11 protein-coding genes are annotated in these 17383 nt (G+C 42.8%); 3 read left to right on the top strand and 8 right to left on the bottom strand.

Going from position 1 to position 17383, the window contains the following annotated elements; genetic code table 11:
- Window positions 1-6 precede the first annotated feature (6 nt).
- The 6 genes from L1070_RS00550 to L1070_RS00575 form a co-directional block, all read right to left on the bottom strand.
- Entirely contained in the window at window positions 7-708 is a 702-nt protein-coding gene (locus tag L1070_RS00550) for a SapC family protein (RefSeq protein ID WP_237124059.1), read from the bottom strand.
- 13 nt (window positions 709-721) lie between these two features.
- Window positions 722-2257, bottom strand: coding sequence for a tryptophan halogenase family protein (locus tag L1070_RS00555; protein WP_237124060.1), 1536 nt, complete (start codon window positions 2255-2257; stop codon window positions 722-724).
- A gap of 64 nt (window positions 2258-2321) precedes the next feature.
- Window positions 2322-5282: a TonB-dependent receptor gene (locus L1070_RS00560; protein ID WP_237124061.1), complete on the bottom strand. Its 2961-nt coding sequence runs from the start codon at window positions 5280-5282 to the stop codon at window positions 2322-2324.
- Window positions 5283-5491: 209 nt separating this feature from the next.
- Window positions 5492-6493 carry a LacI family DNA-binding transcriptional regulator gene (locus L1070_RS00565; RefSeq protein ID WP_237124062.1) on the bottom strand — a complete coding sequence of 334 codons (1002 nt, stop codon included), beginning with the start codon at window positions 6491-6493 and terminating at the stop codon, window positions 5492-5494.
- 24 nt (window positions 6494-6517) lie between these two features.
- Window positions 6518-7852 carry a glycoside-pentoside-hexuronide (GPH):cation symporter gene (locus tag L1070_RS00570; RefSeq protein WP_237124063.1) on the bottom strand — a complete coding sequence of 445 codons (1335 nt, stop codon included), beginning with the start codon at window positions 7850-7852 and terminating at the stop codon, window positions 6518-6520.
- A gap of 8 nt (window positions 7853-7860) precedes the next feature.
- Window positions 7861-9201 carry a GH1 family beta-glucosidase gene (locus tag L1070_RS00575; RefSeq protein WP_237124064.1) on the bottom strand — a complete coding sequence of 447 codons (1341 nt, stop codon included), beginning with the start codon at window positions 9199-9201 and terminating at the stop codon, window positions 7861-7863.
- Between the two features lie 292 nt (window positions 9202-9493).
- Here L1070_RS00575 and L1070_RS00580 point away from each other — a divergent pair, with 292 nt between their 5' ends.
- From L1070_RS00580 to L1070_RS00590, 3 genes are all read left to right on the top strand, one after another.
- Window positions 9494-10726 carry a sugar MFS transporter gene (locus tag L1070_RS00580; RefSeq protein ID WP_237124238.1) on the top strand — a complete coding sequence of 411 codons (1233 nt, stop codon included), beginning with the start codon at window positions 9494-9496 and terminating at the stop codon, window positions 10724-10726.
- Entirely contained in the window at window positions 10723-13242 is a 2520-nt protein-coding gene (locus L1070_RS00585) for an exo 1,3/1,4-beta-D-glucan glucohydrolase (protein WP_237124065.1), read from the top strand. The genes L1070_RS00580 and L1070_RS00585 overlap by 4 nt, the downstream gene beginning before the upstream one ends.
- 427 nt (window positions 13243-13669) lie before the next feature.
- Window positions 13670-14785 carry a hypothetical protein gene (locus L1070_RS00590; protein WP_237124066.1) on the top strand — a complete coding sequence of 372 codons (1116 nt, stop codon included), beginning with the start codon at window positions 13670-13672 and terminating at the stop codon, window positions 14783-14785.
- A 245-nt stretch (window positions 14786-15030) separates the two neighbouring features.
- On the opposite strand, the gene L1070_RS00595 is transcribed toward L1070_RS00590, so the two are convergent.
- Together L1070_RS00595 and L1070_RS00600 are read right to left on the bottom strand one after the other, a co-directional pair.
- Complete coding sequence (locus tag L1070_RS00595; RefSeq protein ID WP_237124068.1) at window positions 15031-15561, bottom strand: hypothetical protein; 531 nt, start codon at window positions 15559-15561, stop codon at window positions 15031-15033.
- A 745-nt stretch (window positions 15562-16306) separates the two neighbouring features.
- Window positions 16307-17302, bottom strand: a complete 996-nt coding sequence (locus tag L1070_RS00600) for a hypothetical protein (protein WP_237124069.1) — start codon at window positions 17300-17302, stop codon at window positions 16307-16309.
- Between the last annotated feature and the right edge of the window lie 81 nt (window positions 17303-17383).

Consider the following 17383-nt stretch of genomic DNA (forward strand, 5'->3'; position numbering starts at 1 on the left):
AGCTCCCTAACGCGTGCCTTTTTTAATCAATGCTCTGAGCTGACCTAATGACGCTAGCACCATGTAGATGTGTTGCAAATAACCTTTTCGGTTTAGGCTAAGCACAGCATCGTCATTCAAGCGCTTGAGCGCATCTTCATTAATCGTGTAAAGGCCTTTTAACTGATGTGCACCGAGGTTTATTAACGCACTTTCTAATAGGTTGTAGGCAACTAAATCATTTAAAAAGGCTTGATTCTCATCGTGACCTTGGTGGATTGTTAGCAAAATACGATTTATTTTTTCAAGGTAACCTGTCATGCCGCCGCTTTGCGTAAACAATGTCTCTCCGAGCGTTGTATTTACTCTAGGATGGTTCATGTCGATATGAACCGCAGGTTCGCGCACTGGCATGCCATTTTGTTGTTTCTCAACAAAGCCAATCAGAAATGGCTGACGTTGAATACTCAGCGGTATGTAATCAGCGTCCCAGCTATCCCCCTGTAGGTATACGTTTTCGTTGTCGTTAAAGCCTAGTAAAACGACCGATTGAAACTGACCTGTTGTAGCATCCTTTTTGAAAAAAATGGTGTACTCGCTTTGTAGTTGTGCGTATTCGCAAGGAAACACTCTGGCAATACTGACATTATCACCAAGTTGCTCGCCGCGGTTTGTGATCACTTTAATATCTTTATGGGTTATGTTGTCCAGCAACTGTTCTTGGGACATAAAGGTTCCTTAATTAAATCTTCGCTATGCCGTACTTTGCGATATTGTCGAGCAATACTCGGTTACTTGGCTGTGTGTCTATGCCTTGCTGAGCGATTTGAGTAACGTGCTTAAACAAACTGTTTATCTGCTCAGAGATACCAAAACTGTCTGCCTGCGTAGTAAAACCCATACCATAAAGTACATACTGGTAACTCGCAGGGGAGAACACTTCATCAGTATGGTCCAAGTCTCCTTGCTTGGGTGGCCGATAGCGCCACAGCGTCAATAGACTCTCTAAACTCTCTGGAATGTCATCGCGCTTCATACTTTGCCAATAGGCCGTATCATCACGCTCACTGAGTACATAATGTAGCTTTAAAAAGTCGATAATACGCGACCAGTGATAATTGAACTTAGCGTTAAAACGTGTTGCCACCACATCCATCATGTGCTCGTTTTGGGGTAAATTGTCACATAAATACTGCGCGCTTAGCTCTATCATTACCAGTGCCGATGCCTCTAGCGGCTCGATAAATCCAGCAGACATACCGATTGCTACACAGTTTTTATGCCAAAACTTTTCGCGATGACCGGGATTGAACTGTATTTCTTTGACTTGAGCGCCTTGAGCGACCGATAACCCTTGTGAGCGAATATAGTCACGTAGTTGTGTTGAGGCTTGTGCAAAGTCACAGTATTCACTGGCAAAGGTATACCCGATACCTCGACGGCTTTGCAGTGCGATGTCCCATATCCAGCCATATGATTGCGCAGTTGACTTAGTACAAGAGGCGACATCGCAAGATGGGGTGTTGTGTGACACTTGTAAGGCAACTGCGCGGTCGTTTTTCAAAATGTGTTTTTTAGATTGCCACTGAACTTTATAGTGTTCGCCCAACAATAAAGCTCGGCTACCAGTACAATCTATAAATAAATCAGCGAGTAACTCGCCATGCTCTTGCGTGCTGACAGAGTTAATATGAGCATCGACTTCACCATTGACTTTCGTCACATCATCCAAAATCAGTGTTACACCAAGCTTGGTTGTACAGTGTTGTTTTAATAACTGTGCAAATTTATCCGCATTTAGGTGATAACCGTAGTTGGCTCGTCCTTGATACTGCGGATCGCTGGCTGTTTTAGGCGCAAGCGCTCTGTCACACCAATAACTTTGCGCACAGGTTGCATGAGCAAAATCAACCCTATCTTTTATCCCAAGCCACGGGGTCACGATATCGATTTGTTCGCTATAACCTACAGGCAAAGAAAATGGATGGTAATAACTATGACCCTCGCTGCGCGTCCAGTTGATAAACTCAGAGCCCTGCTTGAATGATGCTTCGCACTGGTGCATAAATACATCTTCATCGATGCCAATTTTTTGTAATGTGGTACGCATTGTTGGCCAAGTCCCCTCACCAACCCCTATGGTGGCGATATTTTTCGACTCAACAAGCGTTACTTGCCAGCCTCGACACTGAGATGCCAAAAGGCCCGCGGTTAACCAACCGGCACTGCCACCACCAACGATTAAAATGCGTTTTGTTTGCTTATTATTATGACTCATAGGCTTCTCTTACCAAGCAGCTAAGATAAAGCCGCTGAAAAGCGGCTTTATCTTTATACTAGTCTTAGAAAGTATAACGTGCACCTAAGTTGTAACGTGCACCATATTGCGCACCATTTAGGAACTGCTCAGGGTAACGAACATACACTCTTTGTGTTTCTTCTGTGATGTTCAAGCCTTCAAAGAAGATAGTGAGCTGCTCATTAACCTGGTAGTTTACGTTAAGGTCAATCTGTGAATAAGCTTCCGTGAATACCGGCGATGAGTGCTGATCAAACCCAGACAAGAATTCATCACGCCAATTGTAAGAAACACGTACAGATAAACCATCTTTATCATAAATTGCTGATAAGTTTGCAGAATCACTCATACCTACTAGTGCAAACTGAGGTGTTGTGATATCGCGATTTACGCTTACGTCACCGTTAACTAACGTGGCATTTGCCTGAATACCAAAGCCACTTTCCCCAAACATGTGCTGAACAGCAAGCTCCCAGCCATATAAACGTGATGCACGCAGGTTAACATCGCGAGACACCGCAAACGTAGCAAGCGGATCGTTTTCATTGGCACCAATTCGAGTACCCGCTTCAACGCCCATATTTTCATTAATACGGTCATGAATGGCCTGATCTGACGGTTGAATGCCCTCTGCAATAAGTTGTTCACGTGCTTCATCGGCGCGAGGCCCAATAAACACATCACGTAGGCCGTCGATTGTTTCGTCGGTGGTAACATTTACGAGGAAGTTGTCTACCTTTTTGTTGAAATAACCAACCGAAGCATAACTGCCTTCATCATAGTAATACTCAAACGACACATCATAGTTATCAGCAACATATGGCTGTAACTGCGGGTTGCCCACTGATACCTTACGCTGACCAACCTTTGGGTTGCCAAGGAAGTTCTTGGTTGAACCTAAGGCGTCAATGGGTGGACGTGTCAGTGAGCGTGAATAAGACGCTCTGGCAATAACATCGTCCATTATCTCGTAGTCGATATCTATGCTTGGTAAAAATTCTTCTGTTTCACCACTACCAGATGAGAAACTTTGCTCGCTGGCGTATACATATTCCCACTCATTACCATTAACCCATTCCATAGCCACAGCTGGACGTTCGAGTCCTGCCGATTCAACGTCTGTCTCTTCATAACGTACACCAACAACCACGTTTAGTGGTCTATCCGCTACTTCGAATGCCATGTTTACCTGCGTATAAAGTGCGGTTGTGGTTTCTTTTACGCGACTGTCGTTATCGATTGGACCCGCTTGAAATTTACCATTTACCTCTTCTGGCCAACCTTCGTTGTATATGCCAGGCGCAATGGTATCTTCAATGGTCTCAAATAAATGTAATACCTGATCGAAATCTGCCGTCATATAATAGTCAACAGGCTTATCTGACGCATTTGAAAACCCATCTAGTACGCTATCAATTCCAACACGAGTAAACATGTCATCTGGGAAGTGTACTGCCGACCAAGTCCACCAACCTGCTGGTAGATTTTGCGAGTACGCTTTAGTTTGTCTAAATTCCATTTGTGTACGTGACGCACCAAACGATACTTTACTAACAAATCCGGTATCGTTGTTAACCCATTCCCCTTTAAGTTGGAATTGAGTCATGTCGTTTTCGCTCATATCCTGAGTGACGGCACCAAACAGTGATCCCATATCAGCGCCAGTCAGTTCATCTTGAGGGTTACCTTGCCCATCAATCAGATCAAAGCCCCAAAGCGGAATACCGTTGGCATCAACCATATTAGTTTTAACGTTAATGTTGGCAGTGTTCGGACCAAACGCTTCACCAGAGTCTTCACAGAAGCCACATGACGTGTTACCAATGATCAAAAATGCATCATTACCCAGTCCAGCCCCTTCGTTAAGCGCTGAGGAATCATGGGCATCTAACTCAAAGCTCAAAGAATCCGATGCTTGCCATTGCAAGTTAAAACCAAGTGATTTGTTCTCGTTCTCATATTGCGCTCGACTCAAGTTGGTAGCGTAGTCACCACCAATCTCAGCGACGTCTGTATAGGTACCATTTTCGTTGATTGTGGCACTTTGGACATTACCGCCATTGTTAAACCAAACCCCAAAAGCGTTGCGGTTAGATTCAAACTCAAGTTTAGAGTAGGTGTAATCAACCGTTGCAGTTACATCATCATTGATGGCGTATTGCAACACCAACTGACCGTTAACACGTGTACGTTCGTTGTCGTTAATTGAGTAGCCTGAGTTTTGTGGATACCAAGTTGCACCATCTTCGCGGGTATTTTTATCTATCAACGAAAGATTTGGCGAAGCGCTAATGTCGACATTGGGGATCCAGTTGTCGATCGCCGCCTTTTCTTCTCGGTTATTTCTGTCTTGATAAGAACCAGACAACAAAACACCAAACTTGTCATCATTAAAGGTATTGCTGTAGATACCTGAAACTTCGGGTGTGATATCATCGCCAGCTTCGTTTGAAGTCTCCAGTACACCTTTAACACCCAACGAGGCTTTCAGACCCGGTGATGTTAATGGTTTTGCCGTAAGCATGTTGACGGTTGCACCGATACCACCACTTGGTAAGTCGGCTTTCGTGGTTTTATAAATTTCTACTGCGCTGACACCTTCGGTTGCGATATTGGCAAAATCAAACGATCGCCCCCCAACTGTCGGTAATTGGCGACCATTGAGCGTAACGAGATTAAATTCAGGTCCCATGCCACGTACGGTAACTTTGCTACCTTCGTTGTTGCTGCGGTCAATAGACACACCAGTAATACGCTGTAGCGATTCTGCTAAATTCGAGTCAGGAAATTTACCGATGTCTTCTGCGGTAATTGCATCAACCACCCCAGTTGAGCTGCGCTTGACATCCATTGACTTGATCAAGCTGCCTTTAATACCCGTAATTTCAATTACTTCTATATTTTCTTGTTGTTCTTGTGCCACTGCGTACGGTACCAAGTTACCCGCTAAAATAAGCGATAAACTCGTTGCCAGCATGGATTTGTTAAATTGTTTTGTTGTCATATTGATCCCCGGACCACACGATTGTTTATTGCTCCTCAAAAACATAGAGTAGTTTTTTGAGTAGCACACAATGTAAGCGCTTACATTATAAATTGCAAATATGAAAGCGCTTACATTTAAATTAGAGTATATCTCATTTATAGTCAAATGAAATGTTCTGTACTCTAAATCCTGATTTTAATATTGTTTTAAATTAATGAGATAGCGTTTCAAACAGCCTCTACGCTAGAGTCTCTTACTTCAAGTTTTGGTACAAATATCGATTTAATATCGAGATTCTTTTTCTCATAGACCTGTTTAAGAATGTACTTTGCCGCCATTCGACCCATTTCATATATAGGGTAATCTATGGTGGTGAGTGTTGGATAAAGGTAGCTTGCGTAAATAATGTTATCAAATCCCACTACTGACAGTTCAGTCGGTACATCTATGTTCAATTGCCTTGCTCGAGTCATCACGCCTGAGGCCATTTCATCGTTGGCACATATCACACCACTAAACTCAGGTGCATGTGCTCTTAACCAGTCAAACCCTTTTGAACCGGAACTTTGCCTATAGTCCCCTTCAAAACACAGTTCCTCATCAAAACTTATACCGGCATCTGCCAAGGCTTGTTTATGCCCTTGCAAACGTTCTTGCGCATCTTGCTTCCATTTCGGACCGCTGATATAGGCAAGATGTCGATGCCCCAGATTGATTAAATGTTGCGTTGCAAGGTACCCGCCTTGCTTATTGTCCAACCGAATACAGCGATTTTGTATTTGCTCAATATATCGATTGATCAATACAAACTCTATGCCTCTCGATTCAAGGCTCAACAGATACTCATCACTTACCGCCTCGGCATGAAGTATGAGTGCATCGCATTTGCGACCTAGCAAAAATTCAATACTGGCACATTCGCGTTCTTCATCGGAATGACCTGATGTAATGATGGTATGTTTCCCTTCGAGCCTTAAGGTATCTTCAATCGCACTCATCATGTCTCCAAAAAATGGACCGTGTAATTCTGACACTAAGACACCGACACTATTTGAACGATTTGATGCCAGAGACTGAGCTATAGAATTGGGCTGATAGCCAAGCTCTTCCATCGCCTTTAGCACCTTCTGCTTGGTTTTTTCACTGACTCTTGTATTGTTGTTCATCACCCGTGATACGGTCGCAAGCGATACTCCCGCAAGCTCTGACACTTGATAAATAGTGGCCATACCCTTCCTTTAAACTGGTTAACCTTATTGGCGCTTAAGTTCACTCAACTGCGTTTGAACTGAGATCATATAGGGACCATCAAGCAAATAATTACGCATTAGATAAGCTACCATAATGGAACCAAATGCTGGCAAAACGCTGAAGCTAAGTGAAATACCATACTGAGTTTGTTCAGATTGTGCCACATCTGCCTGATAACCAAAATAGCTAAGCAACCACCCAGCTATGGCGCCGCCAAGGGCAATTCCCAGTTTTATAAAAAATACCACGGAAGAATAAACCATACCGGTAACGCGGCGCTTGGTAGTTAAGTGACCATAATCTATGGTGTCTGCCATCATGGCCCACAGCAATGGTGTGGCCATTTGTAAAAAAAAGCTCCACAGCGCAAACAGTGCAAACGCCCATTGCCATTGCTGCTGGCCCACAAAAAATGCCAATGCGCAAAGTAGCGCGGCTGTAACTTGTAAACTGATATAGGCTTTGACTTTACAGATTCTGCTTGCAAGCCAGCTAGAACACGCACAGCCCAATATGCTCGCTACCATCCCCAAAGTGACAAATGGCGTTACCATCTCAGGCATTTGCAGATAGTATTTTACGTAATAGACGGCTAAAGACGCCTTTAACACTTGACCGGTGAGTAGAAAAACTCCAACCAGAGACAAAATACGCCATTGAGAATTTTTAAAAAGTAGTTTGAAATCACTGCTGATGGCGGGTGCAGCTAAGCTTGCATTTGGCTTTACTCGCTCTTTTGTGCCAAAAAAACAGAATAGGAACAATACCATACCGAGTACACCCATGAGTGCCATGGTAAGTTGATAACCCTTTTGTACATCACCCTTACCCAATAGCTCCACCAGCGGCATGGTCCCCGCGGCAATTATCAAACCGCCCAGCATGCCAAAGACAAAACGGTACGACTGCAAAGACACTCGTTGTAGCGGGTCTTTAGTCATTACCCCGCCAAGCGCAGAGTATGGAATGTTAATCGCTGTATAAACCAGCATCAGTAGTGCATAGGTCACAAATGCATAGGTGGCTTTCATGCCGTAGGGCCACTGTGGCGTGGTAAAGGCCAATACACTTATCAAGGCAAATGGCACGCAAAGCCACAAAAGATAAGGTCGATACTGACCAAACTTGGTATGTGTTCTGTCAGCAATCGCTCCCATTAAAGGGTCTGTCACCGCATCAAAAATACGCACCACAAGAAACAAAGTTCCCACCAGTGCAGGTTCCAACCCCATTACATCGGTATAAAACAGCAGCAAAAACATCATCACTGTCTGAAAAATAAGGTTACTGGCTGTATCCCCTAGTCCGTATGCTATTTTTTCTTTTATTGTCAGCATCGTTATCTCTATTTATGTAACCGCCCAAGCAACATATCCCGATATGCTTTTGCGCTTTGCTTCAATGTACGTTTTTGACTCTTATAATCAACATAAACAATCCCAAAACGCTTTTTATATCCTTCAGCCCATTCAAAGTTATCCATTAGGCTCCATGCAAAATAGCCGCTTACATCAACGCCTGCGCCTATCGCTTTCTCAATCGCCGCTAAGTGTGTTTGTAAGTAAGCAATTCTGTCCTGATCGTCAATAACCCCCGCCACTAATTCGTCTTTCATCGCCGCACCATTTTCAGTGATAATTACCTCAGGTAACTGATAGCGCCGATTTAAGTCAGTGAGTAGCTTGTATAAGCCCTCTGGGTAAATTTCCCACCCCATGTCTGTTAAACACATTGTCTCTGGTGCTTTAACCTTAAATCCGTCCTCGTCACAATGCTGATAAATGGCACGGCTGTAGTAATTAACGCCAATATAATCAATTGGCTGACAAATTACACTCATATCCCCTGACTCAATAATGGGTTTGTGGATATCGCTCATGTCATTAATCGCATCTGGGTAGCGACCTTCAAGCAACGGCCTGATATACCACTGGTTGAAGTGCTCGTCCGCTAAGCGCGCAGCCGCGACATCCTGCTCAGAGGAACTGGCCGCGTAACACGGGCTAAAGTTAAGCACGATACCATTTTTACTGCTCGGGCTATTTTTTGCTAACACTTGCATAGCAAGGCCGTGAGCAAGTAGTAAATGGTGCGCGGCCTGCTTACCAAATTGCTTACTCTTTAAACCTGGTGCATGAATGCCCGCCTCATAACCCAAATATGCACTACACCAAGGCTCATTGAGCGTTGCATATGAATATACTCTATTACCAAATTCGCGGGACACCACATCCACATAGTTGGCAAATGCAAACGCTGTGTCTCTATTTAGCCAGCCACCAGCATCTTCAAGATACTGTGGTAAATCCCAGTGGTAGAGCGTTACATACGCCTTTATCCCTAATTTTTTTAGCTTATCTAGCAAAGACACATAAAATTTAAGTCCTCGCTCATTGATACTGCCATCTCGATTTAAGATACGCCCCCAAGCCACTGAGAATCGATACGCATCAACGCCAAGCCCCGCTATCATCTGAACATCTTGCTGCCAATGCTTGATATGTTCACAAGCTACATCTCCGTTTGAACCATCCGCTATATTACCCTCGCCTTCACAAAACTTATCCCAAATTGTTTCAAGCCTAGCGGCGCGGTCCCCTTCGATTTGATAAGAAGATGTTGCGACACCGAAGGTAAATTGTTCGTTATTTAACGGTGAATCGCTCTTAAGTCTTAGTGATGTCATTAGCTATGCTCTTTGCTTGTTATGGTTTTGCCTGCGCTCTTTGTCCGACCAACAACATGATAAAAAATACTTGCGTGTTGCTTTACGAGGTGATTATGCTATAAATGAAAGCGCTTACATTTTTAAATAAACGGTAATTGCAAACCTGCAATAGGTCAAGTTTTTTCACTATTTAATAATGTAACTTACTAAAATAAAAACATTTTAATTTAACCGAGGTAATAACATGGCAGGTTCACCCACGGCATTGCCACCATCTGGTCAAGCCGAACACGCACCCAACACAAATCATATGTTTGCATTAAGTGCCCTTACAACATTGTTTTTTATGTGGGGCTTCATTACCTGCTTGAACGACATTTTGATCCCCTACCTAAAGGCGATGTTTTCACTCACCTACACACAAGCAATGCTTATCCAGTTCTGCTTTTTCGGTGCTTATTTTGTGGTCTCTCTTCCTGCGGGGAAACTAGTCGGTAAGCTTGGTTTTCAACGAGGAATTGTTTTTGGCTTAGTCATAGCTGCGCTCGGCTGTGCGTTGTTTTATCCCGCAGCGGCGCTTAGACAATACAGCCTATTTTTAGCAGCACTATTTGTGCTCGCCAGCGGCATCACCATACTGCAGGTATCAGCCAACCCGTTTGTGAGCATTCTTGGCGACGCCAAAACAGCATCATCACGCTTGACCATGACCCAAGCATTCAATTCTCTAGGAACAACCGTTGCGCCAGCATTTGGCAGTATGCTTATTTTATCGGCAGGCGTTGTGTCGCAAGGCAGTGAAACCGATGCCAGCGGCGTACAGTTTTCTTACTTGCTACTTTGTGCAATGTTGCTGGTATTAGCGGTGCTATTCACGTTTTTAAAACTGCCTGCGATCGTTCACAAAAACCATGAACAAGGCGCCGATACCGTCACGCCAAATACCCTTCTGTCCGTTCTGCATCATAAGCACCTGACTTTAGGCGCTATTGGTTTATTTTTATATGTGGGCGGTGAAGTCGCCATTGGTAGCTTTTTAATTAATTACATAGGGCTTGAAAATATTGCTGGTCTTGAAGAGGCACATGCCGCTCACCTCATCACTTACTACTGGGGCGGCGCCATGGTCGGTCGCTTTATCGGTGCTGCTGTCATGCAAAAAGTCAACGCAGCCCATGTGCTGATGTTTAATGCACTTGCAGGTACGCTACTTGTCAGTTTTGCGATTATCGGTAATGGTCAATTCGCAATGTGGTCACTGCTGCTGGTTGGCTTGTGTAACTCCATTATGTTTCCCACTATTTTTAGCTTGGCTATCCAATCACTAAAATCACAAACGGCCCAAGCGTCAGGCTTGCTATGCCTTGCTATCGTAGGTGGCGCTATTGTGCCATTACTGCAAGGGATGCTAGCTGATAGCATCGGGCTACAGGTGTCATTTGTTTTACCAGCACTATGCTTCATTTACATCGCCTTTTACGGCATGTTTGGAACTACACCAAAGAAATTCAAACGATTTGAGAGTCAACCGGAAAAACTATGAAAAATACAGCTTCATTTATCACCTTAAGCATTGCATTGCTTGGTGTTGCAGGATGTTTACAAAACACCGATAACCAAGCAAATGCCAGCAAGCAAATTTGGCCAAAACTTCCAAGCGTCGTGCCCAAAGATCCGGCCATAGAAGAAAAGGTAGCGGCGCTCGTAGGCTCGATGACGCTAGAACAAAAAGTCGCACAAATGATACAACCAGAGATCCGCGATGTCAGCGTAGAAGATATGCGACGATATGGCTTTGGCTCTTACCTAAATGGTGGTGGTGCATTTCCAAACAACGACAAACACGCAACCCCTGCCGATTGGATCACACTTGCCGAGCAAATGTATCAAGCATCTATGGATGACAGCTTAGATGGTATCAGCATTCCAACCATGTGGGGGACCGATGCGGTTCACGGCCACAACAATGTAATTGGCGCGACACTGTTTCCACACAACATCGGCCTTGGCGCTGCAAATAACCCAAAACTGATTGAGCAAATAGCTGCCATCACTGCCCGAGAAGTTATGGTAACGGGCATTGATTGGGTATTTGCACCAACCGTTGCTGTGGTGCGTGATGATCGCTGGGGCAGAAGCTATGAGGGTTATTCCGAAGACCCTGAAATTGTTGGCAAGTACGCTGCGGCTATCGTTTCTGGTCTACAAGGTCGCCCTGGCGATGAGTTTTTGGCTGACAACCGTGTGATCAGTACCGTTAAGCATTTTGTTGGTGACGGCGGCACGGTAGGTGGCGATGACCAAGGTAACAATATCGATTCAGAACAAGACCTATTTAAGATTCACGCACAAGGCTATGTACAAGGGCTAGGTGCGGGAGCGCAATCCGTTATGGCCTCATTTAATAGTTGGCATGGTGAAAAAATTCATGGCAATAAGTATCTTCTTACTGATGTGTTAAAGCAACAAATGGGGTTTGACGGCTTTGTGGTTGGCGACTGGAATGGGCATGGTCAAGTTGCAGGGTGCTCAAACGAAAGTTGCAGCCAAAGTATTAACGCCGGCCTCGACATTTTTATGGTCCCAACTAAAGCTTGGAAGCCGTTACTAGAAAACACCATAGCACAAGTGAAAAGTGGAGAAATCAGCGAAGCGCGTATCAATGATGCAGTATCTCGTATCTTACGGGTCAAATTCCGCGCAGGGTTATTTAATAAACCAAGCCCCGCTAACCGTGCACTTTCAGGTAAAACTGAGCTGATTGGCCATCCTGAACATAGAGCGGTTGCTCGTCAAGCCGTTCGAGAGTCGCTGGTGCTACTTAAAAACAATCGACAGCTGTTACCGTTATCACCCAACCTTAATGTACTGGTTGCAGGCGACGGCGCCGACAACATAGGCAAACAATCTGGCGGTTGGACCATTACTTGGCAAGGTACTGGCAATCAAAATGAGGATTTTCCTGGAGGTAGCTCCATTTATGACGGCATTAAGCAGGTGGTTTCACAAAATGGCGGGAACGTTCAGCTAAGCGCCGATGGCTCATACCAAGCGAAACCAGATGTCGCTATCGTTGTATTTGGCGAAGACCCTTACGCTGAAGGTAATGGCGATTTGGATAACTTAGATTACCAAAGAGGCGATGCCAAAGACCTTGCCCTACTACAAAAGTTACGCGCCCAAGGCATTCCCGTTGTATCAGTATTCATTACTGGACGCCCTCTTTGGGTTAACCCAGAACTGAACGCGTCCGATGCTTTTGTGGTTGCGTGGTTGTTGGGCTCTGAAGGTAACGGTGTTGCCGATGTGCTGTTTCGTAAAGCCAATGGAGATATCAATCATGACTTCAAAGGTAAGCTATCATTTTCTTGGCCCGCTTCACCCGATGATACACAACTCAATGTCAATGATTCTGACTATGCCCCCCTATTTGCTTATGGTTACGGCCTGACTTATCAAGATGATGTACAACTGGACAAGCTAAGTGAAAATGCTTCTTTACAATCTACAAAACAGCAGTCACTGGCTGTTATGCATGGTAGTGTAAAAAGTCCATGGTCATTGAGCCTATATGCCGATGGTAAAACGCTTGCAATGGACAGCAATACCGCATCGCTCAATAGCCTGAATGTGCGTACAACTGACCGCTATATTCAAGAAGATTCTCGTGAAATCACTTTTAAAAATCGTAATGTTGCAAAGGTGCAAATCGGTCACGCATTTCCTAATGATATGCGTCAATATAGTGAGCTAGGTAGTACGCTTACTTTTGATATTAAGCTAAATAGTAAATTACAAGCGAGTACCAAAGTAGGTGTAAATTGCGATGCTTCCTGCTCACAAGGTATCGCGTTAACTAACCTGCTGAGCGAAGAGGATTTGGGAGTTTGGAAAACCGTCAGCATTGCCACCAACTGTTTTACACAAGACACAGATAATATGGCAAAAGTATACAGCCCATTTGCAATAGCAAGTCGAGGTCCGTTGAGTATTACACTTTCAAACATCCTATTTAATAACAATAGCGATGAAACCGAGCCTTATACTTGTGATAAATAATAGTCCATTTATTACTATCTCAAGGGCCTAACGGCCCTTTATCATATTAGCAATTTCATCCACCAACGTTATAGAATATCATAAAATATGCACTTAATATTTACCATGAAAATTACACGCTATTACATTCACACCACATACTGCAATGCCTCCTCTTGTCTACGCTAACAAAAAAGCGGCAACACCTTGATTTAAACTAAATATGTAAACAAATCAGGAAGTGTCAGATAACTCAGCGACAGACTCATCCCAAAATTTACAATAGTTAATTTCAAAATAAACATTCCAGTTATGTATAATAATTTTTATTTCAGTGCCTTATATGGGTTATTTTTCTGGTCGGACCTCCATTTTGGAAAACATTAGTTAATAATATGTTCCGAAATGTATATTTCATGTTTTAACAAAACTCTAACTAGGAAACCTTATGACTTATAATTTAAAAGGATGTGCATTAGCCTTAGGATTGGTATGTTCAGCAGTATTGCCACTTCAATCAAATGCCGCCTCAGTCCCACTGACCGCCAATGAACTTAACGAGTTTCGCAGTGACTTAAATGATTACTTTGAAGACTCAATTCGCGCTGTCGCTCAGCTTAATAACAGCCAACAAATTGTAAACCAGTTTGAACAAGCCCAAAATATGGTCTCTAACATGTCTCAACAACAGCTGATAGAGACATATCAAGCTATGGAAGCAAACCCAAACTTCTGGGAGCTACCGGAGCATTTATACCAAGTAGCTAACTTTCAGAAGTCTGTTGGCGAATATAAGTCATCGCCAAAATTCCAGCAATACAACGTAATGACTTCTGACGTTTCTACTAGCCAAGAAAAAACATACGCTTCATATAATGAAGAGCAATGTGACTTCGTTGAAGATTTGTTGGAAGAGTTTCCATTTCAAGCTTTCCTATTACCAGACGAAGTGGCAATCGCTATATTGAGCATAGCCGCAGATGGTGTTGCTAATGCTCTAAGCCCTAGTGTTGTTACTGTAGCCGCAGGCAACGGTGGCGGCGTGCCAAACCCTCTTAAAATTGGTGCAGTAGCAGCTGCCCAAGTTCTAAAACTACACTGGCAATCAATTAAATGGTATCGCCAAGCCATTGCTGAGTGTAAGGGCAAAATCCACAGAGACTACTTATACGAAGTTGTGGGCTTGCAGCAGGCTGATTTTACCCCTAAAAAAGAAATTCAACTAAGTACAGACTTCGTTGATAGAAGATTAAGAGGACGTGTACACGATTACTACTTCATGCTACATGCGAAACTAGATGGCGAGCCTGTAGATGTTGAATTTGTATCAGCAAAAGTTACAGATGAATCTCTACCAATTGAGTTTAAAGAACTCGCTGAAAAGCGCACTGTTTCTATGCGTAAATTAGGCCCTGGTATGTATGAACTTAAATTAACATATGATAACCCTGGTTTCTTCCACCCACGGAAAATGCAACTTGTGGTTAAGCACTCTCGCCCATCAGCCAAAGCTGACGAGACAGTGACACACAAAGGTGTATCTTTCACTAACGTGATGAACTAATCGGGCTGTATCCGTCTTCAGTAGTGGTATTGGCATGCGCTAATATCACTGCTACTGTACAAAAACTTCGTTATTTCCGCTGTTTTATATATGGTTTAGTTTAGGACAAATTCTAAACACCTTCTTTCTTTATTGCTCTATGAAATTTTTAATACCAAGATAATAAAAACTTAAAAAATAAGGCCTCAATAAAAAGAAGCCTTAATAATAAAATACTAGTATCTTTTTATTATAAAATTATAACCTTACCACTTATACAACCTACATTTTTGCTTGGTTTTTAATGCATAGCTAGAAACAGTATATGCGCCTACATTATTTTCTCGTACAGGGTCAAAAGTAAAACTCTCCATTGAAACATCCATAGTGCCATTTGAGTCCAGCGTATAGGTAGTTTGAATTTTTGTGCTGCCAACTTCAAATAGGCTCATAAACTCATTACCAATCAGATATTGATCAATCACGATGCCGTTGTTCTCATCAACCGCGTAATGGCCAAGGTCGCTATCAACCTCAAGTAAAGTATAGTTTCTGATTTGCTGCGTCTGGCCTTCCCCATAGGTGATAATCCAGTCCGCTTTCTTCTTGGTTACATCATCAATTTCAAGTGACATGGGGAAGGTGTAAAACACCCCTCTTTTAGGTGAGCTCAGTTCACATTGACCTTTAAAATAGCCATTCCAGTCTTGTGAAGCTCCTGCTGATGTTCCAGCCAATGCATTTACACTCGTTAACATGATGGGCGCAACAATTAATAGCGACAACTTATTTTTCATCTCTTAATCCTTCTTATAATTATTAATAAACATCTAATACACAACCAAATACAGTTGATACATATAATAAATACATAATTATTACCCAATTTGCAAACATTAAAATCACACATTATTATATCGCCCACTCAAAATGAGCGTTTACTCAATAACAGTTATTTTCATGCTGATTTTTAATGACACTATTAGGAAATCCGACTTGCGCAAATCTAACCCAATTAGTCAGTCTCTAAAATTACGTTGCTTGGACGCTGTATTGACACATCTGACCTATATTTCGGTGATTTATACGCTCATCAGATGAAGACTATGACAATATTGACGATCCGTGTCGCGTCAAATATCTCAATGAAATCACAATAACGTGAAGAATAAACGTACCACTAATTGATCAGTTATAGGGGCATATGCAGGGCTTTGAAACCGCATAGGATGAACCTTGTAGAACAGTATGCAGGGGCTGGTACAGAGCTGGTTTGCCAAGGTAGGCTTGATGTAAACTTCAGCTTGGAAAGTTACTTCGCTTCATAGACATGTCGCTACCATGAAGAACAAACAACAAAATAGTTGGTGAATGCCCCCTATCCCATCTAGTTTCTGGGCATACTCAATATGTATAGGCACTATCGGGACAAGTGAAGGCGCTAGGAGTATGCCCTGACTTCATACCCATTCTAAGCTGGTTACAAAATCAGAGCTGGTCGTGAATTACGAGCCTGTGTTAATCAAGCTGAATTTATAACTCCTAGGTTGTTGGCCTATCATGCAATGTGTACTTTAGATACTTACCAAATACTACCAGTGGTATTAACGTCAGCAAAGTACTGATGCTCCACATTCCAAAAGACGCTGAGCTTATTATTAAGGCGATGATCAAGGTGCCAACCAAGGAGCCTTTTAAAACTCGCTCTATCGTTTTTATGATATCTATATTTTCAGATTCTATTTCAGTTATGTAATCAGCAACGGTAAAGCTAATACGCCATATAGCAACACAAAGTGCAAATATAAGCCATACTGTTTGGGATGCTTTTATCATACTTATAAATGACCATGATCTGGCTTTTTCTACAGCTTGATTATATGCATCTAACACAGGTAACACGGTAGTATGAAAACTAGTTCTATCCTTTGCATAATTTAATACCTGGCTCAGTGCTTCACCTTTTGAGGTTGCATCATTATTTAGACTCTCAGAGAGACCTTTCGATGGTTTATAAGTGAGCTCTATAGGCTCTTGCGCACTCACTTTTATCTTTGCATCTATTACAAATTTGTTGGTAAAATCCAACAATATGGATGCGCAGTAAGGATCGCTGTTAAAGTCTTTACAGCCACTCGCTTTTGGGTACATGTATTTTAACAAAGTCTCTGGGCTTGCGAGCAGGCTATGAACCTCAAATTTTTTCACTTGTAGATCAAACTTTTCATCATCCCCCAGCAAAGACAGAACTGCAAGTGCAGTTGATAAGCCGCCGATAAAATACCAATTAAAGTCCACTCTAAGTTTAATTCGGCTTTTACTTTTTGCATTTGGCGCTCGTATTGTTTGCAAGTGGTTTTTCAAACAGAAAAGCCCCAACAGCAAACCTGAACCAATTATCAAAAAGAACGACCAAAAAGCGCTATAAGTTGCATTGTCACTTTCAACAAAGTCCAAGTAGATTTGAATCCCCATAATTGAAGAGCCTAAAATAATCAGCAATACGGCTTTGATAAAAAGCTTGGCCAGTTTGTACATAATACAAATCCTTTTTACACGTTACCTTTTATAACTTGGTGTTGGGATAATGAGTCTTTTTAATTATGAGCGTTCATGGTC

Source organism: Pseudoalteromonas sp. MMG022, from assembly GCF_021654245.1.
GTDB classification, from domain to species: Bacteria; Pseudomonadota; Gammaproteobacteria; order Enterobacterales; family Alteromonadaceae; genus Pseudoalteromonas; species Pseudoalteromonas amylolytica.